Raw genomic sequence first — 25,559 nt, 5'->3', positions numbered from 1 at the left:
TGTTGTTCACAAAGTTGTCAATAAATTATTGATAGCGCTTACATTAATAAAAATTCATTAAGAACATGTTAATCAATCATTAAAGAGAAAAATTACAATATAGATAAATGAATATTTAGAAAAATTTGATTATAAGTATTGACGATAAAAGGAAACACCCATATAATTCTTATCATATTAATAAGAATTCGGAAGGGATAAATACGATGATTGAATTTAAAAATGTAAATAAAATTTTCCAGCAAAAGAATTCTAAAATCCAAGCTTTAAATGATGTCAGTTTTAAAGTCGAAGAACAAGATATTTTTGGCGTAATTGGATATAGTGGAGCAGGAAAAAGTACGTTAATAAGACTTGTTAATGTATTGGAAGAAAAAACAACGGGAGAGGTCATTGTAGATGGCCATGACATCAATCAGTATTCAAAGAAAGAATTACAAAGTGTTAAGAAAAATATCGGCATGATATTCCAACATTTTAATTTATTAAATTCTAAGACAGTGTTTAATAATGTTGCGATGCCGCTTATTTTGCAAGGTACAAGTAAAGATAAAATTAAAGCTAAAGTAGATGAACTACTCAAGTTTGTTGGTCTAGAGGATAAAGGGAAGCAATATCCAAATGAATTATCTGGCGGACAAAAACAAAGAGTGGCTATTGCAAGAGCACTCGTGACAGATCCTAAAATATTATTATGTGACGAAGCAACAAGTGCACTTGACCCGGCTACGACAGATTCTATATTGAAATTATTGAAAAGTGTCAATGAAGAGTTTGGTGTCACAATTCTACTGATTACACATGAAATGAGTGTGATACAGAAGATTTGTAACAAAGTCGCAGTGATGGAAAATGGTAAAGTAATCGAAATTGGACCTGTATTAGATGTCTTCAGCCATCCTAAAACAGCAACAGCGAAGAACTTTGTATCTACAGTTATTACAACAGATATATCACCTAATTTAAGAAAATTAATACCAACTGATCATCAAGCAACAGACATTAAATTATACATAGATGGAGATAAAGTGACACAATCTATCATTAATGACTTAATTACAAAATATCAAGTTCAAATTAATGTATTGTTTGCTTCAATGTCAGATATTCAAGGCACACCTGTAGGGTACTTAACGTTACGTTTGAAAGGTGACGACAGTGCAATTAGAAGAAGCTTTGCCCATTTAGATTCATTAAATATAGAATTTGAGGAGGTTGGTGCATAATGTTCGGATCATCATTAGATTCTTCACTATTGTTAGATTCTATATATCAAACTTTATACATGGTAACTGTATCACTTGTATTAGGTGCCTTAATTGGTATTCCATTAGGTATTTTGTTAGTGATTACTAGAAAAAATGGTATATGGGAAAATGTCATTATTTATTATTTACTCAACCCAATTATTAATATTTTCAGATCATTACCTTTTATTATTTTATTAATTGCGATTGTACCTTTTACTAAATTAATTGTAGGTACTTCAATAGGTACATCTGCAGCAATTGTACCACTGACTGTTTATGTTGCACCTTATATAGCAAGATTAGTAGAAAACTCATTATTAGAAGTTAATTCTGGAGTTATTGAAGCTGCACATTCAATGGGTGCTTCACCATTTCAAATTATTAGATATTTCTTATTACCGGAAGCATTAGGTTCATTAATTTTAGCATTAACAACTTCAATTATTGGTTTAATTGGTGCTACAGCAATGGCCGGTGCAGTTGGTGGCGGCGGAATAGGTGACTTAGCACTCGCATACGGCTATCAAAGATTTGATACAATCGTCATCGTTATTACCGTTATTATACTTGTTATTATGGTACAAGTTATTCAATCTCTAGGTAATGTATTATCTAGATTAGTACGTAGAAGTTAAATAAACATTTTAATATAAAGGAGAAGTTTAAATGAAAAAAGTCTTAACATTATTAGTAGCATTAGTCTTATTACTCGCAGCATGTGGAGATAAGAAAGACGACAAAAAAGTCACAATCGGTATCGCGTCGAATGACACAGCAGTATGGGATAAAGTTAAAGAATTAGCTAAGAAAGATGGCATTGATGTCGAAATTAAACAGTTTTCAGATTACAATGTTCCAAATAAAGCTTTATCAGACGGAGACATTGATTTAAATGCCTTCCAACATTTCGCATTTTTAGATCAATTTAAGAAAGCAAATAAAGGTACAGACATTACACCTATTAGAACAACAGTGTTTGCACCGTTAGGTATATATTCTAAAGAATTAAAAGATGTAAAAGATTTAAAAAATGGTGCGAAAGTCGTGATTCCAAATGATGTTTCAAACCAAGCAAGAGCGTTAAAATTATTAGAAAAAGCAGGTTACATTAAATTAGATAAGAACTTCGGTTTAAGTGGTGGACCTAAAGACATAGTTGAAAATAAAAAGAATTTAAACATTAAAGCAGTAGATGCACAACAAACAGCGAGAGCATTAGATGAAGTGGATATTGCTGTTATTAATAATGGTGTAGCTTCAAAAGCAGGATTAGATCCAAAGAAAGACCCTATATTCTTAGAAGATCCAGATGCTAATGCAGCTAAACCTTATATCAACTTTATCGCAGCAAATACGAAAGACAAAGATAATAAAACATTCAAGAAAATTGCAGAATTATATCATTCAGAAGAAGCTAAAGATGCTTTAAAAGAAGATACTAAAGACGGAGAAATTGTTGTAGACTTAAAACAAGATGAAATTAAAGAAATTGTGGATTCACTAAAATAAACTAAAATAAAAAGATTCGGCTCCCCTTAGCCGAATCTTTTTTTATGATGCTTTTTTCAATGATTTTAAGTATTCTTGTCCTTTTGCATGGTCATATTTGTTTTCCCATTTAGAGATAACAACTGTTGATAGTGCGTTACCTACAACATTGACACATGTTCTTGTCATATCTAATAGTCTGTCTATACCGATAATTAATGCAAGTCCTTCTGGATTTAATCCCATAGATCCTAATGTTGTAATAAGAACAACTATAGAAGTACCAGGAACAGCAGCCATACCTTTAGATGTAATCATCAATGTAAACATTAATATTAACTGTTCAACAAGTGTTAAATGGACACCATACATCTGTGCAACAAATAATGCTGCGATTGATTGGTATAAGGCTGAACCATCTAAGTTAAATGTATATCCTGTTGGTACAACAAATGAAACAACATCTTTTGGTGCACCGAATTTTTCCATTTTTTCCATTACTGATGGTAGTACTGTCTCTGAACTTGAAGTTGAGAACGCTAACAATAAGTCGTCTTTTAATATGTGAATAATAGAGAATACGCTGATGCCACAAATTTTTGCGACAATCCCTAATACAACAATAATAAAGAATACCATTGCACCTACAACAACTGCTAATAACTTAACTAATGGAATTAAAGCAGATAATCCAAATGTCATAATCGTTACACAGATAAAAGCAAATACACCGTAAGGCGCTAATCGTAATATTCTATGTATCATCCAGAATACAGCTTCTAATGTTCCACTTAATACATCTTTAACTGGCTGACCTTTTTCACCAACTGCAGCGATTGCTAATCCGAAGAATACTGCAAAGAATATAATAGGTAGTAATTCTCCAGCTGTTAAAGCTTCAAATATATTTGTAGGTATGATGCCAACTATTGTATCTATCATATGGTTACCATAAGTCGATTTTTCTGCAGCATCGGCAGTTTGTTCGTATTTAGAAATATCACCTTTAGGTAATTTGTTTGCGTCAATCCCTAATCCAGGTTTGAATAAGTTTCCGAATATAATTCCCAATCCAATAGCAATTGTAGTGATGATTTCAAAGTATAAAATTGTTTTCCAACCATATCTACCAACTGTATGCATATCACCAACGTTTGAAATTGATAATGCTAGTGAACAGAATACAATTGGAATAACAATCATTTTAATAAGGTTTAAAAAGATATCTCCAATAGGTCGAATGAATTTAATCAAATGGTCTTGTCCGTGTAAAAAGTATCCTACTACAACACCTAATACTAAAGCGATTAATATTTGTGTCGGTAAGCTTATATATCTTCTTCTCGGTTTTTTAATTTTTTGATCCAAAAAAACTCCTCCTTTAAAGCACTGTAGTAATAAAGTACAAAAAAAATTATGCCTTTCCATAAAATGGAAGTGCACAAATAACGTTTAAAAAGGGGATTCATAAAATACGGTACTCTTAAGATTATAAGAGTATACATCATTCTATCATGAAATTAAATATTCGTATTTAATCAGTTTTACCATAAAAAAGAAAAATAACACTTTCGAAAAATGAAAGTGTTACTTGATCATACGGATTGATAATGGTGGTAAATAAGTTTCTCCATTGTATGCTTTGATAGCACCAATAACAGTAAAGACAAAAGCTAAAATAGCTAATATTGGTATTAAAATAAAACCTACTAGTATTAAACATAATAGGGAAGCAACAAGTCCCCAAATCGTATATGAAATAAAGAAATTTAAATAATCTTTACCAATTTTATCAACGAATGGAGAGTTCTCTCTTTTAATTAACCAAATGATAAGTGGCGCAAAAAATGAAGCAAAGAAACTTGTTAAATATATAAGCATACCAAATAATCTATCATCATCAGTTGTATCTAAGTGTTGTGATACATCTTCATATGTTGAATGTGTTGAAGTTTGTTGAAATGGATTTTGTTCGTTTTCACTCATGTATAATCCCTCCTAACTTAATTTAAGTATACAATTTTTTATCGCTGTAGCCAATCAATAATATAAATTAATTATTTTATAAATAAAAAAGGAGATCTAGACAATGGTATGCCTAGTCTCCTTTTTAGATATATTATATTAATCTTAGTGAATGTAGTTGTAAGTACCAGCTTCTGAAGCTGAGATAGTACGAGTTGATACAACACCTTCACCTTGGTAGTTCATTTCTGAAACTTCAACACTACCGTCAGAGTTTACATTTTCAACGTATGCTACGTGACCGTAAGCACCTGCTGTTGATTGTAAGATTGAACCTTTTTTAGGTGTGTTGTTTACTGTGTAACCATCTGCTGCTGCATTTGCTGCCCATTGGTTAGCATTTCCCCAAGTTGAGCTAATTGGGTCTCCATCTGCTTGCTTTTTGTCAAATACATAATAAGTACATTGTCCAGCAGTGTATAAGTTAGCTGATGAACTTGAAGTTTGAGTTGCAGTTTGAGTAACTGATGAAGTAAATGATTGACTCATGTTTGAAGTATTGTAATTTTGGCTATAATTATTAGTATAGTTAAAGTTTTGAGTTTGAGTTTGGTTTTGAATTGGAGCTTGAGCGTTATCGAAAGTATCTGCTGAAGCTTCACCATTTCCAATTACTGTTGTTGCTAGTCCCGTAGATAATACTGCGAATGCTGTTAATTTTTTCATTATAAATAATCCTCCGTAAATTTCGTATATGTTTTAAATTTAAATTTTTAGTTTTGTTTGTGTCGTTTTCCGACGACAAATAATACTTTAACAGATGTTTTTATGTTTGTGTGTGTTTTCATACAGTTGTTACTTAATCATAATCAGATACAATATTTTAGTAATATTTTTGACCAATTATGACAAACAGTAATATAGAAAATATACCGATAATATAAGGTTTTACGAGGAATTTTTAGAAAATTAATGTCATTAGCTTGTAATATTTGTATTAAGGATTAAATCATTGAAAAAGAGTAGTTAGCAAATCATTTGCGACTACTTTTTTCATATATAAAATAATATGATTACTTTTCTAAGTATATGGAAGGGGGCATTATATGAAGAGATTACCAACTTTATTTGAAGCAATTTCTACAATTTTATTTATGGGGTTAGTCGTATTGATTGGTTTTGGGATTTTACATTATCCAATTCAGCCATTATTAATTATTGCGGCTGTTTATGCGAGCTTTATAGCCATTAGAGTAGGCTTAACTTGGGAAGACTTGCAAGATGGCATTACAAAGAGGCTAGCAACTGCAATGCCAGCTATATACATAATATTTGCAGTCGGTATTTTAATAGGTACGTGGATGTATTCAGGCACTGTACCTGCTTTAATTTACTATGGTTTAGAAACGATTAATCCGACATACTTTTTAGTAACTGCATTTGTCATAACAGCCGTTACATCTGTCGCAACAGGTACTGCATGGGGATCAGTAGGTACTGCCGGTATAGCTTTAATGGCGATTGCTAATGAGATGAATATTCCGATAGGTATGGTTGCAGGTGTTGTAATAGCTGGTGGAGTGTTTGGAGATAAAATGTCACCACTTTCAGATACAACTAATTTAGCTGCATTAGTAACGAAAGTAAATATCTTTAGGCATATTCAACATATGATGTGGACGACAATACCTGCATCAATTATAGGGCTCATTGTATGGTTTATAGTAGGTTTACAATTTGATGCTAAAAATGTAGAAAGCAAAAGAATAAATGAATTATTGAGTAATATTGATACGGCTTTTAATTTGAATTTTTGGGTATGGATACCAGTCATTGTTATCGTATTAGGTATTAGTATAGGAAAACCTACTGTACCGATGATGTTATTATCCAGTTTAGTCGCAATGTTTGTAGGTGTGTTTAATAATGGATTTGAAATTGTAGATGCATTTAATGTAACGATGCAAGGTTTCAACATCAATATGACAGGCTTATCTGAAAATGATGCATCAAGTTCAATGGTAGAACTGTTAAAACGTGGTGGCATTATGAGTATGACTGAAATTGTTGTAACGATTTTTTGTGGTTATGCTTTTGCGGGTATTGTAGAAGCATCTGGCAGTTTAAAAGTTATTTTAACGACAATATCTAGTAAAGTTTCTAAAGATTCACATCTGATATTAGTTACGATAGCGGGAAGTTTAATACTCGTTTTTGCAGCTGGTGTTGCATCTGTCGTGATTATTATGATAGGTGTACTGTTAATGGAAATGTATAATGAGCGTAATTTAGATCGTGTGAACTTATCAAGAACGCTAGAAGATTGCGGAACAATGGTGTTGCCATTTATTCCTTGGGGAACTTCAGGTATATACTATCGAGATTTATTGCATGTTTCATTAGGAGATTTCTTCTGGTGGGCTGTTCCATGTTATTTATGTGTAATCTTTGCAGCGTTTTATGGTATAACAGGTATCGGTATTAAAAAAGTAAAAACAAATGCATAAAAAAAGAGCAATCATAGCGATTGCTCTTTTTTTTATATTCATCTTAGTGAATGTAGTTGTATGAACCAGCTGCTGAAGCTGAGATAGTACGAGTTGAAACAACACCTACACCTTGGTAGTTCATTTCAGAAACTTGGATAGAACCGTCAGAGTTCACTTTATCAACGTAAGCTACGTGACCATAACCACCAGCTGTAGTTTGTAATACTGAACCTGCAGATGGGTTGTTATTTACTGTGTAACCAGATTGTGCTGCTGCACTAGCCCAGTTATTAGCATTTCCCCAAGTGCTACCTAAGTCAGGACGTTTGCTGAATGCATAGTAAGTACATTGTCCAGCAGTGTATAAGTTAGCTCCTCCACCAGTTGATGGGCGAGAAGTTGATGTAGTTGTAGTGCTTACATTTGAACTTGAGTTTGATGTAGTTGCTGTATTGTTGCTAGTTGATGGTGCTTGTGTAGTTGTTACACGAACATTATTTTGATTTGAAGACGTGTTATGTGAATCTCCTAAACCACCACCATTTGGTGCAGCATTGAATGCTGGTTGTGAATAATTTGTATTTGAAGCTGCTTCGTTATTTGAAGAAGCAGTGTTAGATGCTACTTGTTGTTGAGCTTGGTTACCATAATGAGATGATGGATTCCAGTTACCTTCCCATGTGTAGTGGTAGTTACCTTGTTGGTCAATTGTGTAATTGTAAGAATAAGAATATGGATCGTTTGGATTATATCCTTGTGTATTTTCTGCTGCATCTGCGTCATGTGCCATAAATGTTGCGATTCCTGCCGTTGCGATTGCTGCTGTTGCGATTTTCTTCATAATAAATAAATCCTCCTAGATAATTTAAAAATAATTTTTCGTATATGTTTTATGTTTTTTTTTCTAATAAGTTTTTTCTTCGCTGTTAATCAACAAAATCTACTTTATCAGAAATCGTTTAGTTTGTGTTGAATGTTAAAGCTTTGTAATTTAATTTAAATATCTAAAGATTTCATGTAATAATTCCGAACATTTTACACTGAATAAAGAACGTTGTAATACCAGCGTTTTTAAGTACTTTTAGGTGTTATACACGATTCTTTGTTACACGTTTGTAATATTTAAGACATAATAAAATAATTGACTTTGGATAATACTATGAAAAATTATATCCAATAAACAAAAGAATATTCCATCTGAAGGATTAAAATAAGTACAAAATTTCATAATAAAAAGTCAAGAATAAAGTATTTTTAGTAATATTTGTTGAATTATAATTATCATAAATAATAAATAAAGATGTTTCATAAGGAATTGGGGTGTTTAACATGTTGTATGATGGTAATTTTAAGATTTATCAACCATTAAATATTCAATCTGATTTTAATATGGGGTTAATACTGCTATATGTAATAGAAGGAAGTAGTAAAATATATATCAATGGTAAACGTAAAGTATATCAAGCAAATGACATTCTTATCATAAATGATTTAGAACAATATCGTATTTATTCTAATGAAGATACAGTTATAGCTAGTTTATATTTATCAAGATGTGAACTTGATTATTTTTTTCAATTCGAAAAAAAGTACTATATTGATGTAGATAAACTTGATTACAATGTTATTAGATTTTACATGAATAAGGTACTCGCCAATTATATTAAATATAAAAAAGACAAGGACATAAATATGTTTGATGTAATTAAGCAATTAATGATGACATTGCGATTATATAGAATTGTAAATGAAAATCATGATTATTTTTTAAATAATGATATACATAAAGCAATCAATTATATGTATGAACATTATAAAGAGAAGTTATATATTGCTGAAGTTGCGACGAATTGTATTTTATCAGTGAGATGGTTTTCAGAAAATCTAGAAGAAATAACAGATATGAAATATAGAGAACTTAGAAAAAATATTCGTTTATCCTACGCCATATTTGACTTGATTTATTCAAAGAAGTCTATAACGCAAATTGCAGGTGATAATGGTTTTACTTACGAATCAAACTTTATAGCAAGTTTCAGAGATAAATATCATATAACACCAGCGAAATATCGAAAGCAACTCACAAATGATCAGTATTATCCATTTAATAATAAGCGCTCGAATCTTCTTGAAAATTTTAATAAGATATCTCAGGAAATTAGAGCTTTGACAAACAATTTTGTAGATTTTATTAGTTTAGATATTAATATAGACTCACAGCTAACATCAAATATGCCATCATCAAACTTATTAATATATATCAGAAACATTGAGGCACTAACAAATAATTTTCAACAATCAAAACTTTTAACGATGAGGAGAGAAATTGGGCAATATGGTTTATTATTCTCGCATTCATTACTTGATGAGTTTTTAAATGAAGCTAATTTTGAGAAAAATAGATTAATGCATCAAATGTTTTCATTTTCTTTAGAGCATCAATTTGAAATTTCATTTGAATTAAAGTTGTCTAGAAATAAAAATCTAGAGGCGTTTGAAGAAGACTTAAAGAAACTTTTAAATTATCTAATCGATTGTACATACTACTATGGACAACGACAATTTCATTTCTATTTAAATATGACATTTTACCAATATAATCATATCTATAAAATGATAAAAGACACATTAAAAGATTCAAAAGTAACACTAATATTAAATAATCGGGATAAATACATAACTAACCGAATGACAAATATAATAGAAGGAAATAAACAAATTGCCTATAAAGTTTACCATGAATTAGTCTCCGATAGAGAAATAACTACTATATTAAAGAATAATTCTTCGATAAATATCTTATATCAACCGACAACCCCTAATCGAATTGATTCACTTATTGAAACATTTAAATGGTGTTTAGAATATAAGCAAAGAATTTCAATTATTATAGATGATACTTGGATTGATAGTATGATACCTTCACAGAGCAGTCACCTTATGATAAAAGAATTACAGTTAAATAAAGAAAGTCAGTATCAGTTATTCGAATTAATATTAACTTTAAAAAGATTAAGAGGAAATATCATATTTTTTAATGGCAGTATCCTCATAACGCATTATTTAAATGAATACCAGCTATTAATCTTTCCAAACAATAAACTGTTTAATAAGCTGCAGCAAAAACTAAATATTACTGGTTTAAACATTGAGGAATTTGAGTTTAGAATTCACGATATTTTTATTAAGCGTAATAAGGCAATTAATCAGCAGTTTAATGAAGAAACGAATAAAAAGATAAATACAATAAATTTAAAAAAAGAATCAAAAAAATTAGTAATAGATTATGATTCTTCAGCGGATGTCATTAAACATATCTATATAAAACGAAAATAAACTAAGGTGGTATTGAGCTATGATTGAACATAAGAACGAATTATTGAAATTTAATTATTTAAATTTTCAGGTGAAGAAAATACTAAAGAAAAATTACGCATTAAATATTTATCATTTAAAAATATTGAAATTTATTAACGATAATCAGAAGAGAAAGAAATTTACAGCTTTAGATTTTAAAGAAGTACTTCGTATTAATCAAACGATGTTAACACATGTCATATCCTATTTACATGATTTAAATTATTATAAAAAAGAACGACTAAAACAAGATGAGAGAAAAATCATTATAATAGTAGAAACTCGTCACAAAATGAAAATTTCTCAACTAATTAATCAAATAGAACTGGACTTTAAGAGTAATTTAAATGAGATATCTACACATGTAAATTCAAATTATTGTATTGATTATGCTATAGAGGTTAATAGTATGATTAGTGAAATCCATCATAATATCCATCATCAATATAGAATAAATGTCGATCAATTTATGATTTTATTATTTATACAGATGTCTCAGAATGGATGTCGAACACTAAAAGACATTAAACAGCAATTTGGATGGGATTTAGTAAAAATCAATAAATCCATAAAAGCCCTTGTGCAATTAAACTATCTTGATAAAGATAGAGCTGATACCGATGAAAGAATTGTATTAGTTTCTATTAAGCCATACAAAGAAAAAATGATTAAATTAATGATAGAAAATGTTCTAAAAGCACAAAACATTAAAAATGGTGCACAAAATTTAGCTATGGTAGAATAGTCATAATAACAGCTTATTAGGGAGGTTAATATGTCACAATATCATTTCAAAGAAAACTTTTTTGGTGCATCTACTAAACCAATTGAAGTCTATGATGAACACAATAATCCTATATTTATATTAAGTTTGTATTACACATCCACTAGACAAGAAACATTCGCGTTATTAGGGAGAAAGAAACATAATTTTATGATCGAATTTGAAGGTGGCTCTTTTAAAGTGATACAAGAAAGATCGATAGAAGGAAAGTTAAAGACCCCTTTTAAAACTGTTTGGGAAGTATTTAAGAATGATACTAAAATAGGCACATTCGAAACAAAAATTGGATTCAAACCTAGAATAATATTTAATGGTGAAAAAAACGATAATTTGTTGTTTGAATCAGGATTTATATCTAGATCTGTTAAAGTAACAGATGACACAAATAACTTAATCATGGAAACTAAGTCTGAAAGATTTAAAATTGCATCTAATCATGATATTGATATTTTCAATTCACAATATCATCCTGCAATGTTAATTATGTTATTCCAAGTATTTTTTGAGTATCAGGAGTATCAAAGAAGTAAATCTAATTAAAATGATTAATGAAGGGGATCGTTTATGTTGTTTAAATTTTTTAAGAGAGAACAACTGAGTCAAGATGTTACTCATGAAAAACTTGAAATGGATGGCATGACTATTGTTGATGCGTATTATATACAAGATGATCAAGTTGAATTATATAAAAAAGACCGTGAAAGATATAGTGATGCATTAATTTATATTTTAAGTCAATATTTTTCCGACGTTGATAGAATGTTTGAAAATACAGATGATGGAGAAGCAATTGTCGCTTTTCAAAATGGAGAACCTCGAAAGTGTATTTATTTAAATCCAGAAACAATCGATCAATTAAGAATCTATGAACAAGAAATGCCATTAAAGCAGTCTATTTTAAAAATATGCAATTTAGAAAATGATATTTAAATAAAAATTAGCGAATAAACTTATGCATAAGTTTATTCGCTAATTTATTATTTTGTTTAATTTCATTGACAAATAACAAATTAGTATTATAATTATACCTAGTATATTAATTATATCGAGGTGAGAACATGAAATTTGAATTAGGGTTATCTTCATTTGCTGAAATCTCTCCAATTAATGGTGTGGATAAACCTTTCCCCGCACACGAAAGAATTAATCAAATCGTTGAAGAAATTAAGCTAGCTGATAAAGTAGGATTAGATGTTTATGGATTAGGGGAACATCATAGAGAAGATTATGCAGTATCAGATCCAGTTACAGTGTTATCAGCTGCGGCTAGTCAAACTAAAAATATTAGATTATCATCAGCTGTAACGGTATTATCATCTGATGATCCTGTTAGGGTTTATCAAAGATTTGCTACTTTAGATGCTATTAGTAATGGAAGAGCAGAAATTATGGCAGGTAGGGGTTCTTTTATTGAGTCTTTTCCACTCTTTGGATATGACTTAAAAGATTACGATTTACTTTATAAAGAAAAATTGGATTTATTAATGCAAATTAATGAAAATGAATCTGTAACTTGGCAAGGAGAAACAAGAGCAGCAATTGATCATTTAAAAGTATTTCCAAGAGCAGTTCAAGATAAATTACCTATTTGGTTAGCAACTGGAGGAAATCCAGAATCTTCTATGAGAGCAGGACAATTGGGATTACCTATCACTTATGCTATTATAGGAGGGGCGCCAAGTCGTTTTAAACGTAATGTAGCAATGTACAAAGCTGTTGCTGAATCAAATGGTTTTGATACATCTAAATTACCTGTTGCGACACACTCATGGGGTTACATTGCAGAAACTGATGAAGCAGCGATGGAAGAATATTATCCATCAAGTGCATATGTTATAAATCAATTAGGACGAGAACGTGGATGGCCACCATATTCAATGGAAAAATTTGAACAGGAAATTGTTCATGGTGCAATGTTTGTCGGAAGCCCTAAAACAGTTGCAGCAAAAATTATTAAACTGCACGAAGATTTAGGTGTTAATCGATTTATGTTACATTTACCAGTAGGTTCTATGCCACATGAAAAAGTATTAAAATCTATTCAACTATTAGGTGAAAGAGTTAAACCGATTGTAGATGAATATATGAAAAATAAGGAGGAAATTAAGTAATGTTAAGATATTTATTAAATGTATATGTAGGTAAACAAATTTTTGATTCAAGTCAACCAAAAGTGAAAGATGACGACGGTATGGCTCAACAATTCGAAGAAGGTTTTGGTCTTTCAAGAAACGCTATGAAATTAGCTGGCGGGCTTGAATTAGTAGGTTCAATCTTCTTATTCTTAAGTGCTTGTAACAAATCTTTATCAAGATTAGGTTCAGTACTTGTAGGATCAGTTATGACAGTTGCAGCATATAAACATTATGAAGCTGGACATGGCTTTAAAGGTGCAAAACATGCATTAACACTTTTAGGTTTATCTGCATTAAGTTTCGTTGATACATTAGGTAAGAAAAAATAATATATAACCTTTTAATCTGGTACATTATGATGTATCAGATTTTTTGTATAATACAAAATTATGAAAATACAAAAGAAAATCTATCATCACTATTAATATATATTCTTCAATTTATGACAGGATTTCTTTATATTTCAAAAGTAATGAACTTTTAAAATGTCATAAAAACAAACTATATACACGGGTTATTATTTTGTGAATTGAACGCTGTAGAGCTTGATATAAAAGGGTTTGTCTTAAAAATAAAAATGTTGAAAAGTCATTATTTGAAAATTTGTTGAATGTTTTTAAAACTCATTATAAAATAATAAATATTATTAAATCATTGTGTTGAAAAGGAAAAAAGCTATAGATACTAAAGATTGCACAATATACCAATTCAACAATTTATTAGATTATTTTGAGGAGTTGATTTGCAATGGAATCAGTATCAGTACCAATCAGAAACATCGTTGAATTAGTTGTCACAACTAAGAAATCTAAAGATTATGTCGCAAATATCAAAAGTCAATTTGCACTCTCATTCGAAGAAATATATATTTTAGTTTATATATATAGAGGCGAGAAAGATTGTTACAATGTTAAAGATATCATCAAACAATCTAAATTTAAGCCGTACTATATTTCAAAAGCCGTACAAAACTTAAAAGAAAAAGGGCTTATTTCTAAGAAAAGAAATGATCAAGATGAGAGAACTGTCGCTATTCAAGTATCTAAAATCCAACATAAAAAGATAAAAAAATTATTAATGGAAATTGAAGCTGAAATATTATAAAAAATCGTGAGAAGCGGGACTAAGAAATCTTTTTATTTAAAAGATACTTCAGTCCCGCTTTCTTATACTATGTAGTTAAATGTTAAATGATATATTATAAGTATAAACAAACGTTTTAATTTAAGAAGATTTCGTAAAAGGAGAACCTTTATGGGCGTAATATTAAATGTTAAACCGAAAAGTCAATTATTTCCTATACCAATGGTCATGGGGTGTGAAGGTACGGCAAGTTCAATGTTGCTTAATTACTATAATAAAGATATTAATGCAACGACTATTATGAAAGAGTGGCCAACACATTCAGATAACCCGGAAAAGGGATATGTAGGCAATCATTTTCTAATAAAATTTGGCCATCACCAAACTATTTTTCCGAATGTGCTTGCGGAATTTCTAAGTAGATATGACTCTGAAATTATAGATGGTACTGGTACTGAGCTTGAAGAGCTTGAGCATATAATTGATAAAGGACATCCAATTGTAATATATCATACAACATTAGGGTCTAAACCGATTCGAAAAGTTTTTAAAATCGGAAATAAAGGTAAATCCTATGTTACAAATATCCATGTAACTTTATTAATTGGATATGATGATGAATATTATTATTATATAGATCCTTTATGGAAACAAATATTTGGGTACGTATATATCCCAGCTTTGGGGCCATCCAAATATCAAATTATCAAAATGAAAAAAAATAAAATGAAGATTAGTTATAATACGCCAGGAAAAATGTGTATTTACAAAAAAATATAAATATTTTTAAAATATTATGTCATAATGTTGTAACATTTGTTATGATATGATTATAAATTTTAAAAAGAGGTGTTTAAATGTCTACTAAATTAAAGTTACTAATTATAGGAATTGTAGTAGCCTTTCTTGCAATAGTAGGAATTGGTGGTGCAGCAACATATTATTTTCTAACTAATACGCCAAAGAATACATATTTATTAAGTGAACAAGAATCAGCAAAATCTTGGAAAGAATATTTTAACGACAGGTTTGAAAATGAAACTGAATTCCAAGATAAAATGAAAGATGAATCTTATGAAACTTCATTGAAATTTGGAGCAGAAGTATCAGATTCATTAGTTTCACAATTAGGTATACCAAAGTCGGTTATTGACTCAACGAATATTGTCTTCAATGTTGGGCATGATCCTAAAGCGAAAAACTCTAAACTAGGTATTGAACCTACAATTGCAGACAACAAGATAGGTAACTTCCAATGGAGCGCAGACAAAAATAATCAATATTTAGAAACACCATTATTTAAAGACATATATAAAGTGAAAAATAATGAAATTAAAAAAGGAATCGAAAAAGCTTCTGGTGAATCATTAGATTCAGCAGATGGACAAGAAATCACAAATGATTCTTTAAATTTAAATACGATCTTATCAAGCTCTCAAATCTCTCAAGATCAAATCGACAAAATCTCAAAAAGATATAGTGACTTGTTTGTTGATCAATTAGATGACGATAACTTTGAAAAAGACAAAGAAAAAGTTAAGATTTTTGATGATGAAAAAGATTTGAAAAAAGTAACAATGAACTTAAGTGAGAAAGATACTAAGAAAATTGTTGTAGCAATTCTTGAAGAAGCTAAAAAAGATGAAGATATTAAAAACATCGTAGAAAAACAAGGTAATGTAAAAGAGTACGATAAAGAAATTAAAGATTTATTGAAAAAAGCTAAAGACGAAGATGTAAAGAATTATCCTAAAGTTAAATCTATCATTTATGTAGATGGTAAAGAAATCTTGAAACGTGACTTAACAATTACAAATAAAGATAATGAAAAAGTTAGAATTCAAGGTACAAATGTTATTGATGATGGCGTACAAGTAGATTATAAAGTATCAGCACCAGGTGAAGACGGTGGACTTACACTTAAAGGTAAATCAACTGGTAAAGATGAAATTAGCGATAAATATGATCTAGAAATCAAAGAAAATTCATACTCAACAACAACACTAAAATTAGATAATAAATCTAAAGTTGACGGAGATAAACGTACGGATAAAGGTAAAGTGACGATTGCACCATCTAGCGGTCAAAGCTTCGACTTAAATTACGACCATAATTTAACAACAGACACTAAAAACAATCAACAAAAACAAAAATTAAATGTTGATTTTGATGTGAATGGTGAAAATATTAAATTAATTATGGATGGTAAAACTGAACTGAAAAAAGACATTAAATTCAAGAAAGATGGCGCGATTGACTTTAATACATTATCAGATTCAGAAGTTGATGATTTAACAAAAGAAATAGAAGATAAGCTACAAGATTTAGGAGAAGATCTTGCGAAAGATATTCAATAATTAGAGAGGAGTGGTTATATGTCGACAATAAAATTGTTCAACATATACCACTCTTTTTTAATTAAAAAGTGGTATTTGATTGCATATATTTTATTATTATTGTTAGCTGTGTTGGCCGTAATGATTGGGGTTAACCAAGTAAACGAAAAAGATCAGGCGTTTACGATTGGAATCGTAGATAAAGATCAATCAAAAGAAACAAAGTTAATTTTAAATGCGATAGGTGATGGGCAATCGCTTGGAAATGATTTGTCTATTAAGCATTATAATGAAGAGAAAGCACGACAACTATTATCAAAAAAGAAAATTGATGGCTATTTTGTCTTTAAAGATGGCATGACGAAAGCATTTTATAAAAATGGTGAGTTACCAATAGTTGTGAATACATATGATAAACAATCAGTTGAAAGTATTATCATTTTGCAATTAACAGATTCGGTCTATAGCCGGTTAATGTTGTCGATGGGTGGGGCGATGTCTTATACGTATCTTTATCCTAGTGCATCCGAAAATGAATTATTAACGATGATGACAGATATGTTATTTACTGGTTTAAATAGAAGCGGCTCCTTTGATGATGAGCCTATCAAAGTATTTGATACATTCAGTTATTATACAATTTCAACTTATTTTGTATCTATTTTTTTCTTCTTCTTTTCAATTTTTAGCATTTTAAAAATGAATCAAAAAGATGTGTTGAGAGAACGATTAAGTATGTATCATTTCTCATATGAAAAATTAACAATTGTAAGAGGTGTGTTTAGTCTTTTCTATACAACACTATGGAGTATACTGGGTTTATGGGTCATCATACATTTTCTTAAACCAGAATTTGAAATGTATAATATTGGGCAACTTAGTTTAGATATTGCTTATTATTTAATCATGATATTCTTAGTGTTTCTCCTTATAGATATTGCGTTTAGAAGTATGTTGAATTATTTGTTCAAAGTTTTATTAACGTTAGTGATAATATTGTTATCTGGCGCAGTGATTCCAATCATTTATTTAAAAAGTTTGAGTGCAGGAATAATTGAGGCATTACCATTTTCAATTGTGTTTAATCAGTTAGTAGAAATGCTATTAAATAATTACATCATTGACACACATCCAATGTATTATTGGCATTTAGGTATTATGCTTGTATTAGTAATCTCTGCTTTGTATTGGAGGTATCGCCGATGAAATCAATCTTTCATTTAGTTGTTAAAAAGCAATGGAAACAATATTTAACTTTAGTGGCGTTGCTGTTTATAACAATATTGCTCATTGTAGGCGTTCAAGCATCTAGCAATCAATTATTTAAAATGCCAATAGCTGTTCAAGATTTGGATAAATCTCAATCTTCAAAAGAGTTAGTGCATACTTTAGAACAAACAAAATATTTAGAAGTCATACATTTACCAAAGAATGAGGCGTATATCGAAGATGTCATTCAAAAAAAGCAAGCAATCGTAAGCTTACAAATACCTGATGATTTTAGTAACCGTTTAAAAGAAAATCGTTTACGTGATAGCATTCCGCTATATTACAAAGATGATTTCATTGGAGAAATTGCATTAGAAGTGACGAGTAAAGCTTTATACCAACAGCAAATACCCGTCATTATTGAAGGTCATTTAAAGAAATCTAAACAAGATGTAACAATGCAAGAAATTAAAGAAGCGTATATTAAAAATACACCTCACTCTAAAATGGAACACCATGCAGTTCAAAAGCATTCAGATGTTTCGATTGGTGCAGCAGTATATGTTGCATTGCTATTAATCGTGAGTTGTAGTCAAATTGTATTGCACCAACGACTGAAACAAAATGCTGCACTAGAGCGATTAATGATGTTTAATGGCACCAAAATCAAATTATATACGTATTATATATTGAGTCATGTCATATTATTATTCGCGATTGTAACCATTACGAGCTTACTATTATCATGGTCATTAAGCATCGTATTTTATTTGGTCTTATTGATGACATTATGTATATATGAAAGTGTCTTAAGTATATTCTTATTTAAAATAAATACGCTTAGTCATAAATTATTTATGTCTATCATATGGTCTATCGCAATAAGTTGTCTTTATTTGTATATTCAAGTTTAGGAGGTGTATACATGATTACAATAGAGCATTTATCAAAAAAGTATAAAGATAAAGAAATTTTCCATGACTTTAATACAACATTTAAGGATAAGACACTTACCGTATTACTAGGTGAAAATGGTGCTGGTAAGTCAACATTACTAAGGATGATTACAGCATTAGAAAATCCAGATAGTGGGGGTATCCGTTATTTTGGGAAAAAGTTAAACAATAAAAAAATCAAAGAAATCATAGGTTATATACCTCAAGATATTGCATTATTTGAACATATGACAGTAAATGAAAATATAGAATTTTTTAAAGCATTAAATAAACAACCTATATCTTCAGAGCTTATAGAAGATTACTGTAATCAGTTGAATTTATATGAAAGAACAGCAAAAATCTCTTCGCTTTCTGGTGGTACAAAACGTAAAGTTAATTTATTAATCGGATTGCTCGGTAATCCAAGTATATTAATTTTAGATGAACCAACAGTAGGTATTGATTTGAAATCTAGATTTGACATTCATAAATTATTAAATCATTTAAAAACAACAAGACTTATTATATTAACAACGCACCATTTAGATGAAGTCGAAAGCTTAGCAGATGAAATTAAGTTAATAGGAAAAGATCCATTCTATAGAAATATATTAACCGATAAATCTTGGGCATTTGAAGACAGTCTTGTATTGTGAAAAAGAGTAGCAGTTAGTAACAAAAGTCGGCGGAAGTGTAACTAAGGAGACCCATAGTAACAAAAGTCGGTGGAATTGTAACTAAGGAGGCCCATAGTAACAAAAGTTGGTCGAACTGTAACTAAAGCGACCGTAAGTAATTAAAAAAATCATCATAATTTTAAACATACTAAGATTATTGAAACAATAATCTTAGTATGTTTTTTTGATTGTATTTATCTAAATTTTTAGAAAAAGAAAAACGTATTGCAAAACATATTTTTAAAGTGTATTCTTATTTAATGTATCGGAATTAAAAGATTTAGGAGGTCCATTAATGGAAACACTATGGGTAGTCATTAATATTATTGTTTTCTTATCATTTATAGGTTTATTAGGTTATTTAAATAAGAAACATGTAAAGTTCTCTAAACGTGTTCTTATTGGCTTAGGAATAGGGATTGTGTTTGGTTTAGCTTTACATCTTATTTATGGTGTAGATTCTAAAGTAACAGAGTCGACAGCTTCATGGTTTGATATTGTAGGTACAGGTTATGTAAAACTATTACAAATGATCGTTATGCCACTTATCTTTATCTCAATTGTTTCAGCATTTACTAAAATAACAATTGGTCAAAACTTTGCTAAAGCTGGCGCTTGGATATTTACATTTTTACTAGGAACGGTTGCTGTTGCAGCTTTAGTTGGTATTATTTATGCGATGCTATTTAATTTAGATGCATCACAAATCGATTTAGGTAATGTAGAAAATAGTCGTGGTCAAGAAATTGAACAAACTTCTAAAGATATGACGGCTAATAATTTACCATCACAAATTATTGAATTGTTACCTGCCAATCCATTCTTAGATTTCACAGGTGCTAGAGGTACTTCAACAATTGCGATCGTTATATTTGCTGGATTTGTTGGATTTAGTTTCTTACGTGTGATGAGAAAAGAACCTGAAAAAGGTAACTTAATTAAAAGAGGGATAGATGCGATTTATGCCTTAGTTATGGGAATCGTTACGTTTGTATTAAGATTAACACCTTACGGGATTTTAGCGATTATGACTAAAACGGTCATGACAAGTAACTTTGAAGCAGTATGGACATTAAGTAAATTTGTTGTAGCATCTTATGCGGCCTTAATTACGATGTTCATCATACATTTAATTTTAGTATCTGTTGTTGGTTTAAACCCAGCTACTTATGTTAAAAAAGCAAGTGAAACATTACTATTCGCATTTACGTCTAGATCAAGTGCAGGAACGTTACCTTTAAATGTTCAAACACAAACAACTAGACTAGGTGTTCCAGAAGGTATTGCAAACTTTGCAGGTTCATTTGGTTTATCAATTGGACAAAATGGCTGTGCAGGTATTTATCCAGCGATGTTAGCTATGATGATTGCACCAAGTGCAGGTATTGACATTGATTTACCGTTTATCTTATCTGTTATCGGCGTTGTAGTCATCAGTTCATTTGGTGTAGCAGGTGTAGGTGGCGGTGCAACATTTGCCGCTATACTCGTACTTTCAACATTGAATTTACCTATTGCTTTAGCAGGGGTATTAATTTCAGTTGAACCATTAATCGATATGGGTAGAACAGCATTGAATGTTAATGATTCAATGTTAGCGGGTACGGCTACTGCTAAAATTACAGGACAATTAGATGAAGAAAAATACAATGACCAAGACTTCAATGAACTTGGAGAGTCATATTAATTATTAATTTTATACAGGCACATACTGATACCGATCGTGAATTTCAGTATTGCCTGTTTTTTATAAAAACTTATTGGTATGCTCGGATATATATTGAAAGCAAATAAATACAATGATAAAGTGATATTAAGGAGTGTGGACACGATGAGTAGAGATTTATTTATTAAGAATGAATTCCAACAAAAATGGGTTAATAAAATAGAAAATCATAAAGCGTCATTACAAAAACACGCTGAAAAAAATGATTTAAATTCAGAATTTCCATATGAAAATATTAATTGGTTAATTGATGAAGGCTATACTAAAATTGTGCTTCCAAAATCATATGGTGGCGAAGGTGCGACACCAGAAGATATTATTTTATTCCAAGAAACATTAGGTAGAATTGATGGTGCAACTGCATTAGCAATTGGTTGGCATATGGGTGTAGTTGGACAAATTTATCAAGAAAAATTATGGACACAAGATTTATTAGATGAATTTGCTGAAGAAGTATTAAATGGCGCGATTGTTAATAGAGCTGTAAGTGAAGCGGAAACAGGCAGCCCAACTCGAGGTGCACGTCCAAGTACATACGCTGATCGTGTCGGAGATCATTATATTATAAATGGTGTTAAGACATTTACAACAATGAGTCAAAGGTTAACGCATTTTCTTGTTGGTGCATATGTACCAGAAAAAGAAGCACTCGGTTTCTTTTTAATACCAAGAGAATCTGAAGGTTTATCAATAGCAGAGAATTGGAATATGGTAGGTATGCGTGCTACTGAGAGTCATGATTTAGTGTTAGATGATGTTAAAGTTCATGAGAAATACTTAGTAGAAGTTGCGAATGGTCCAAGAGGTAATAATATCAACCCATGGAATCTACATATTCCAGCAGTATATTTAGGTATTGGGCAAGCAGCACGAGATTATGCTGTTGATTTTGCAAATGAATATAGTCCTGGAAGTATCGATGGCGTGATTGCTGATATTCCAGCTGTTCAACAAAATATTGGTCAGATGGAATTAGAATTAACAACTGCAAGACATTATATATATAGTGTAATCAATAAGTATTTAAATCCTTCCATAACAGATGCAGTTATAGATGTTGAAATAGGTGCAGCTAAACATGTTGTCGTTAATCACTCTATTAAAATTATTGATATCGCAATGAGAATTGTAGGTGCGAAAAGCTTACAAATGGAAAGACCGTTGCAACGCTATTATAGAGATATAAGAGCTGGCTTACACAATCCACCGATGGATGACGTAACCATTACAAAATTAGCTAAAAAGGCTAGAGAAGAAAGAAGTAAAAATCAATAAAAAGAATGGTTAGAAATTTTAAAGATTTCTAACCATTCTTTTTTACTATAGATGATCTGTTTGTGTGGCTTTTTTACGTTTTTTACGTCTTGGTTTCATGCCTACTGACATATATAGTACGACAATCAAGATGATAATCATACCGATGAGTTGCCACAATCCAAATGGTACTTTTAACCATAGAACTGAAGATATAACAGCTGTTACGGGCTCAAGTACACCAAATAATGCTGTTGTTTGTGGGCTAATATATTTCACACTTTCTAAATACATCCAAAAAGCAAACATCGTTCCGAAAGTGATCACAAAGATGAAATAAATGACGCCTCGTATATCTAATAAATGCCAAGGAAATGAGAAATCTAAGTTGATAATTGAAAGTGCAATACCGCCAATAAACATTGACCAACCGATTACAACAAGAGATGGCCAATTTAAAAATAATTTAACAGCATATACAGTATAAAAAGCAGCTGCACAAGCTGTTAATAATCCCCAAACGATGGCATTTGGAGGGACTGATAATGTGGCATAATCACCATTTGTTAATAATAAGCTCGTTCCGAATAGTGAACACACGATGATGATAATATCAGTTAATCTAAATTTACTTTTTCTAGTGATTAGTAAATAAAGTAATATGACGACTGGTGCTAAAAATTGTAACAAAGTAGCAATAGCAACATTCCCTTTATCAATTGTCGCCATAAAGGTGTATTGTACACCTAACATGCCGAATAAAGCATATATAGTCAATTGAAATAATGAATGTTTGACTCTAAATATATTTGTTAAAGGATGTTTCTGGATTAATTTTGCAATGAGCAAAAGGAAAAATCCACTTAATATCAATCTTTCAGCTACAAATAATGAAACAGGTAAATGGTATTCTGTAAATAACTTTTCAGTAACCGTTCCACCTAACCCCCAAAATGTAGCGCCAAGCATCACTAATAAGGTACCTTTTAGTTGTTTGTTCTGCACTTATAAGCCCCTCGATTCTAAAAGATGTTAATTAATTAATTTTAGCATTTGATAAATTATTAAACAATAAGCTGAAATGTTTTACTTGCAATTTTATAATATGCGTTCTTATAATGAACATAATGAGTTAAAAGTGAGGTTTCCGCATGAAATTTGTATTAATATCAGTTGGTATACTTGCTACTATATTAGGATTTGCTGGCGCTGTATTGCCGTTATTACCTACAACACCATTTATATTATTAGCAGTATTTTGTTTTGCTAAAAGTTCAGATAAATTCCATAGTTGGTTAGTAAGCACAAAAGTTTATAAAGAATATGTAGAAGATTTTCAAAAATATAGAGGGTACACTTTAAAGAAAAAGTTCGAATTGCTTATAAGTGTATATATCGTAGTAGGCTTTTCAATTTGGATGGTCGATCATTTTTATGTTCGCATAGGTCTTTGCATCATGTTATTCTTCCAAACTGTTGTATTATTCACTTTTGTTAAAACTTTGCCAAGTAAAAATAAATCGTAATATTAAAATATCGATAAAATGACGTAACGTCTTTTATCGGTATTTTTTTGTTGTATTTGCATACATCATTATTATTGTAAAATAGAATAAAAAAGTTATATAAATTTAAAAATTCTATTGCTATATAGATTGAAGGGTTATATAATAGACAAAGATGAAAATGAGAGTCATTATCAATTGGGAGGATAATTATGAAGAAACTTTTAGTGTTTATTATGGCTTTAGCATTAGTTGTTGCTGCTTGTGGCAATAAATCTGATGAGAAAGAGAGCAACAGTAAAACAAAATCAAGTAAAGATACAGTAAGTTATAAATTAGACGACGGTAAAAAAATAGATATCCCGAAAAACCCTAAACGTATTGTTGTATTAGCACCATCATACGTTGGTGGCTTATTACACTTAGGTGTTAAACCTGTGGGTGTACCAGCTTCTACAGATCAAACACCAATACTTAAAGATAGAATTAAAGGTATTGAAAAAGTAAGTGAAGACAATGTTGAACAAGTAGCTAAATTAAAACCAGACTTAATCATTACATATAACGCAGATAAAAACTTAAAGAAATATGATAAAATCGCACCAACAATTCCTTACGACTATGCAAAACACAATTACTTAGACATGCAAGTAGAATTAGGTAAATTAGTTGGTAAAGAAGACAAAGCAAAAGAATGGGTAGAAAAATGGAAGAAAGAAACTTCTAAAGACGGGAAAGAAATTAGAGATAAAATCGGCGAAGATACAACAGTATCAGTTATTGAAGCATTCCAAAAAGACATCTATACTTACGGTGAAAACTGGGGTAGAGGAACAGAAGTATTATACCAAGCATTCGGTTTAGCAATGCCAGAAAGCATTGAAAAAGATGTTAAAAAAGACGGTTGGAAAAAAATCTCTCAAGAAGAAATTGAAAAATATTCAGGAGATTACTTATTCTTACCAGTAACAAAAGGACAAGCAAAACCAGAATTCACAAAAACTGAATCATGGAAATCAATTCCAGCAGTTAAAAATGATAAAGTCATCGAAATTGATGCACAAACATTCTGGTATAACGATCCATATTCATTAGAAATGCAACGTAAATACTTAAAAGATGAAATTCTTAAAAAAGCTGAATAATCAATAGCAAATGCTATAACACCGATTCTCATTATCAGAATATAAAAAGCAGGGACGTCAGTCTTTGCTTTTTATTGTTCAGGCCATAACGCATGAAGACTAAGAGATATCGTGCGCTAGAGTACAAAATCAGTATGTAACGCACGAAGACTAAGAGATATCGTGCGCTAGAGTACAAAATCAGTGTGTAACGCACGAAGTCTAAGAGATATCGTGCG

Annotated in this window: 25 protein-coding genes; 20 read left to right on the top strand and 5 right to left on the bottom strand. The window is 30.4% G+C overall.

Going from position 1 to position 25,559, the window contains the following annotated elements; all coding sequences use genetic code 11:
* The first annotated feature begins 206 nt into the window (after positions 1 to 206).
* Genes LQ675_RS09190 through gmpC form a run of 3 tightly spaced genes read left to right on the top strand, consistent with a single transcriptional unit; the run spans position 207 to position 2,759 of the window.
* Positions 207 to 1,226 carry a methionine ABC transporter ATP-binding protein gene (locus LQ675_RS09190; RefSeq protein ID WP_048541182.1) on the top strand — a complete coding sequence of 340 codons (1,020 nt, stop codon included), beginning with the start codon at positions 207 to 209 and terminating at the stop codon, positions 1,224 to 1,226.
* A complete protein-coding gene (locus tag LQ675_RS09185; RefSeq protein ID WP_048541180.1) occupies positions 1,226 to 1,885 on the top strand; it encodes a methionine ABC transporter permease in 660 nt (219 codons plus the stop codon). Before LQ675_RS09190 ends, LQ675_RS09185 begins: the two co-directional genes overlap by 1 nt.
* Before the next feature lie 31 nt (positions 1,886 to 1,916).
* Positions 1,917 to 2,759, top strand: a complete 843-nt coding sequence (gene gmpC, locus LQ675_RS09180; RefSeq protein ID WP_048541178.1) for a dipeptide ABC transporter glycylmethionine-binding lipoprotein — start codon at positions 1,917 to 1,919, stop codon at positions 2,757 to 2,759.
* Positions 2,760 to 2,801: 42 nt separating this feature from the next.
* On the opposite strand, the gene LQ675_RS09175 is transcribed toward gmpC, so the two are convergent.
* The 3 genes from LQ675_RS09175 to LQ675_RS09165 form a co-directional block, all read right to left on the bottom strand.
* The gene (locus LQ675_RS09175) at positions 2,802 to 4,094 is read right to left on the bottom strand and encodes a cation:dicarboxylate symporter family transporter (protein WP_049320138.1); all 1,293 of its coding nucleotides are present in this window, start codon (positions 4,092 to 4,094) and stop codon (positions 2,802 to 2,804) included.
* 231 nt (positions 4,095 to 4,325) lie between these two features.
* On the bottom strand, positions 4,326 to 4,724 hold the full coding sequence (locus LQ675_RS09170) for a DUF4870 domain-containing protein (RefSeq protein WP_048541176.1): 399 nt from the start codon (positions 4,722 to 4,724) through the stop codon (positions 4,326 to 4,328).
* Positions 4,725 to 4,868: 144 nt separating this feature from the next.
* Positions 4,869 to 5,429 (bottom strand): CHAP domain-containing protein, encoded by a 561-nt coding sequence (locus tag LQ675_RS09165; RefSeq protein WP_048541175.1) that lies wholly within the window; start codon positions 5,427 to 5,429, stop codon positions 4,869 to 4,871.
* Positions 5,430 to 5,809: 380 nt separating this feature from the next.
* Here LQ675_RS09165 and nhaC point away from each other — a divergent pair, with 380 nt between their 5' ends.
* Positions 5,810 to 7,210 (top strand): Na+/H+ antiporter NhaC, encoded by a 1,401-nt coding sequence (gene nhaC, locus LQ675_RS09160; RefSeq protein WP_048541173.1) that lies wholly within the window; start codon positions 5,810 to 5,812, stop codon positions 7,208 to 7,210.
* Positions 7,211 to 7,253: 43 nt separating this feature from the next.
* Here the strand turns inward: nhaC and LQ675_RS09155 are convergent, their stop codons facing one another.
* Positions 7,254 to 8,033, bottom strand: coding sequence for a CHAP domain-containing protein (locus LQ675_RS09155; RefSeq protein WP_048541169.1), 780 nt, complete (start codon positions 8,031 to 8,033; stop codon positions 7,254 to 7,256).
* 488 nt (positions 8,034 to 8,521) lie between these two features.
* Between LQ675_RS09155 and LQ675_RS09150 the strand changes: the two genes are divergently transcribed.
* The 14 genes from LQ675_RS09150 (at position 8,522) to LQ675_RS09085 (ending at position 22,712) form a co-directional block, all read left to right on the top strand.
* A complete protein-coding gene (locus LQ675_RS09150) occupies positions 8,522 to 10,528 on the top strand; it encodes a helix-turn-helix domain-containing protein (protein ID WP_048541167.1) in 2,007 nt (668 codons plus the stop codon).
* 19 nt (positions 10,529 to 10,547) lie between these two features.
* Positions 10,548 to 11,294, top strand: a complete 747-nt coding sequence (locus tag LQ675_RS09145) for a transcriptional regulator, SarA/Rot family (protein WP_048541165.1) — start codon at positions 10,548 to 10,550, stop codon at positions 11,292 to 11,294.
* A 30-nt stretch (positions 11,295 to 11,324) separates the two neighbouring features.
* Positions 11,325 to 11,873, top strand: a complete 549-nt coding sequence (locus LQ675_RS09140; RefSeq protein ID WP_239727513.1) for a tubby C-terminal domain-like protein — start codon at positions 11,325 to 11,327, stop codon at positions 11,871 to 11,873.
* 24 nt (positions 11,874 to 11,897) lie between these two features.
* A complete protein-coding gene (locus LQ675_RS09135; RefSeq protein WP_227532046.1) occupies positions 11,898 to 12,263 on the top strand; it encodes a hypothetical protein in 366 nt (121 codons plus the stop codon).
* Between the two features lie 128 nt (positions 12,264 to 12,391).
* Positions 12,392 to 13,444 (top strand): LLM class flavin-dependent oxidoreductase, encoded by a 1,053-nt coding sequence (locus LQ675_RS09130; protein ID WP_048541162.1) that lies wholly within the window; start codon positions 12,392 to 12,394, stop codon positions 13,442 to 13,444.
* Positions 13,444 to 13,797, top strand: coding sequence for a DoxX family protein (locus tag LQ675_RS09125; RefSeq protein WP_025906850.1), 354 nt, complete (start codon positions 13,444 to 13,446; stop codon positions 13,795 to 13,797). Before LQ675_RS09130 ends, LQ675_RS09125 begins: the two co-directional genes overlap by 1 nt.
* A gap of 418 nt (positions 13,798 to 14,215) precedes the next feature.
* Positions 14,216 to 14,572, top strand: coding sequence for a transcriptional regulator, SarA/Rot family (locus LQ675_RS09120; protein ID WP_048541161.1), 357 nt, complete (start codon positions 14,216 to 14,218; stop codon positions 14,570 to 14,572).
* A gap of 150 nt (positions 14,573 to 14,722) precedes the next feature.
* Positions 14,723 to 15,331: a C39 family peptidase gene (locus LQ675_RS09115; protein WP_239727510.1), complete on the top strand. Its 609-nt coding sequence runs from the start codon at positions 14,723 to 14,725 to the stop codon at positions 15,329 to 15,331.
* A gap of 77 nt (positions 15,332 to 15,408) precedes the next feature.
* Entirely contained in the window at positions 15,409 to 16,908 is a 1,500-nt protein-coding gene (locus tag LQ675_RS09110) for a DUF6583 family protein (RefSeq protein WP_048541158.1), read from the top strand.
* A gap of 18 nt (positions 16,909 to 16,926) precedes the next feature.
* The gene (locus tag LQ675_RS09105; protein ID WP_075578160.1) at positions 16,927 to 18,093 is read left to right on the top strand and encodes an ABC transporter permease; all 1,167 of its coding nucleotides are present in this window, start codon (positions 16,927 to 16,929) and stop codon (positions 18,091 to 18,093) included.
* A complete protein-coding gene (locus LQ675_RS09100) occupies positions 18,090 to 19,010 on the top strand; it encodes an ABC transporter permease (RefSeq protein WP_048541155.1) in 921 nt (306 codons plus the stop codon). Before LQ675_RS09105 ends, LQ675_RS09100 begins: the two co-directional genes overlap by 4 nt.
* An 11-nt stretch (positions 19,011 to 19,021) precedes the next feature.
* Complete coding sequence (locus LQ675_RS09095) at positions 19,022 to 19,690, top strand: ABC transporter ATP-binding protein (protein ID WP_048541153.1); 669 nt, start codon at positions 19,022 to 19,024, stop codon at positions 19,688 to 19,690.
* A 316-nt stretch (positions 19,691 to 20,006) separates the two neighbouring features.
* Complete coding sequence (locus LQ675_RS09090; protein ID WP_048541152.1) at positions 20,007 to 21,398, top strand: L-cystine transporter; 1,392 nt, start codon at positions 20,007 to 20,009, stop codon at positions 21,396 to 21,398.
* 144 nt (positions 21,399 to 21,542) lie between these two features.
* Positions 21,543 to 22,712, top strand: a complete 1,170-nt coding sequence (locus LQ675_RS09085; RefSeq protein WP_048541150.1) for an acyl-CoA dehydrogenase family protein — start codon at positions 21,543 to 21,545, stop codon at positions 22,710 to 22,712.
* 45 nt (positions 22,713 to 22,757) lie between these two features.
* Here the strand turns inward: LQ675_RS09085 and LQ675_RS09080 are convergent, their stop codons facing one another.
* Complete coding sequence (locus tag LQ675_RS09080) at positions 22,758 to 23,696, bottom strand: DMT family transporter (protein WP_048541148.1); 939 nt, start codon at positions 23,694 to 23,696, stop codon at positions 22,758 to 22,760.
* Between the two features lie 146 nt (positions 23,697 to 23,842).
* Here LQ675_RS09080 and LQ675_RS09075 point away from each other — a divergent pair, with 146 nt between their 5' ends.
* Both LQ675_RS09075 and LQ675_RS09070 read left to right on the top strand, forming a co-directional pair.
* Positions 23,843 to 24,217 carry a YbaN family protein gene (locus tag LQ675_RS09075; protein ID WP_048541146.1) on the top strand — a complete coding sequence of 125 codons (375 nt, stop codon included), beginning with the start codon at positions 23,843 to 23,845 and terminating at the stop codon, positions 24,215 to 24,217.
* Positions 24,218 to 24,408: 191 nt separating this feature from the next.
* Complete coding sequence (locus LQ675_RS09070) at positions 24,409 to 25,341, top strand: ABC transporter substrate-binding protein (RefSeq protein ID WP_048541144.1); 933 nt, start codon at positions 24,409 to 24,411, stop codon at positions 25,339 to 25,341.
* The last annotated feature ends 218 nt before the right edge of the window (positions 25,342 to 25,559 follow it).

The organism is Mammaliicoccus sp. D-M19, assembly GCF_022386695.1.
Classification (GTDB): domain Bacteria; phylum Bacillota; class Bacilli; order Staphylococcales; family Staphylococcaceae; genus Mammaliicoccus; species Mammaliicoccus sciuri.
Note: the sequence above shows the minus strand (reverse complement) of the source record. Positions and strands in the feature narration are given on the sequence as shown.

What these genes read in the sequence shown, in the direction of transcription:
- LQ675_RS09190 (WP_048541182.1), top strand. Translation starts at nt 207, where the DNA reads ATGATTGAATTTAAAAATGTAAATAAAATTTTCCAGCAAAAGAATTCT.
- LQ675_RS09185 (WP_048541180.1), top strand. Translation starts at nt 1,226, where the DNA reads ATGTTCGGATCATCATTAGATTCTTCACTATTGTTAGATTCTATATAT.
- gmpC (WP_048541178.1), top strand. Translation starts at nt 1,917, where the DNA reads ATGAAAAAAGTCTTAACATTATTAGTAGCATTAGTCTTATTACTCGCA.
- LQ675_RS09170 (WP_048541176.1), bottom strand. Translation starts at nt 4,724, where the DNA reads ATGAGTGAAAACGAACAAAATCCATTTCAACAAACTTCAACACATTCA.
- LQ675_RS09165 (WP_048541175.1), bottom strand. Translation starts at nt 5,429, where the DNA reads ATGAAAAAATTAACAGCATTCGCAGTATTATCTACGGGACTAGCAACA.
- nhaC (WP_048541173.1), top strand. Translation starts at nt 5,810, where the DNA reads ATGAAGAGATTACCAACTTTATTTGAAGCAATTTCTACAATTTTATTT.
- LQ675_RS09155 (WP_048541169.1), bottom strand. Translation starts at nt 8,033, where the DNA reads ATGAAGAAAATCGCAACAGCAGCAATCGCAACGGCAGGAATCGCAACA.
- LQ675_RS09150 (WP_048541167.1), top strand. Translation starts at nt 8,522, where the DNA reads ATGTTGTATGATGGTAATTTTAAGATTTATCAACCATTAAATATTCAA.
- LQ675_RS09145 (WP_048541165.1), top strand. Translation starts at nt 10,548, where the DNA reads ATGATTGAACATAAGAACGAATTATTGAAATTTAATTATTTAAATTTT.
- LQ675_RS09140 (WP_239727513.1), top strand. Translation starts at nt 11,325, where the DNA reads ATGTCACAATATCATTTCAAAGAAAACTTTTTTGGTGCATCTACTAAA.
- LQ675_RS09135 (WP_227532046.1), top strand. Translation starts at nt 11,898, where the DNA reads ATGTTGTTTAAATTTTTTAAGAGAGAACAACTGAGTCAAGATGTTACT.
- LQ675_RS09130 (WP_048541162.1), top strand. Translation starts at nt 12,392, where the DNA reads ATGAAATTTGAATTAGGGTTATCTTCATTTGCTGAAATCTCTCCAATT.
- LQ675_RS09125 (WP_025906850.1), top strand. Translation starts at nt 13,444, where the DNA reads ATGTTAAGATATTTATTAAATGTATATGTAGGTAAACAAATTTTTGAT.
- LQ675_RS09120 (WP_048541161.1), top strand. Translation starts at nt 14,216, where the DNA reads ATGGAATCAGTATCAGTACCAATCAGAAACATCGTTGAATTAGTTGTC.
- LQ675_RS09115 (WP_239727510.1), top strand. Translation starts at nt 14,723, where the DNA reads ATGGGCGTAATATTAAATGTTAAACCGAAAAGTCAATTATTTCCTATA.
- LQ675_RS09110 (WP_048541158.1), top strand. Translation starts at nt 15,409, where the DNA reads ATGTCTACTAAATTAAAGTTACTAATTATAGGAATTGTAGTAGCCTTT.
- LQ675_RS09105 (WP_075578160.1), top strand. Translation starts at nt 16,927, where the DNA reads ATGTCGACAATAAAATTGTTCAACATATACCACTCTTTTTTAATTAAA.
- LQ675_RS09100 (WP_048541155.1), top strand. Translation starts at nt 18,090, where the DNA reads ATGAAATCAATCTTTCATTTAGTTGTTAAAAAGCAATGGAAACAATAT.
- LQ675_RS09095 (WP_048541153.1), top strand. Translation starts at nt 19,022, where the DNA reads ATGATTACAATAGAGCATTTATCAAAAAAGTATAAAGATAAAGAAATT.
- LQ675_RS09090 (WP_048541152.1), top strand. Translation starts at nt 20,007, where the DNA reads ATGGAAACACTATGGGTAGTCATTAATATTATTGTTTTCTTATCATTT.
- LQ675_RS09085 (WP_048541150.1), top strand. Translation starts at nt 21,543, where the DNA reads ATGAGTAGAGATTTATTTATTAAGAATGAATTCCAACAAAAATGGGTT.
- LQ675_RS09075 (WP_048541146.1), top strand. Translation starts at nt 23,843, where the DNA reads ATGAAATTTGTATTAATATCAGTTGGTATACTTGCTACTATATTAGGA.
- LQ675_RS09070 (WP_048541144.1), top strand. Translation starts at nt 24,409, where the DNA reads ATGAAGAAACTTTTAGTGTTTATTATGGCTTTAGCATTAGTTGTTGCT.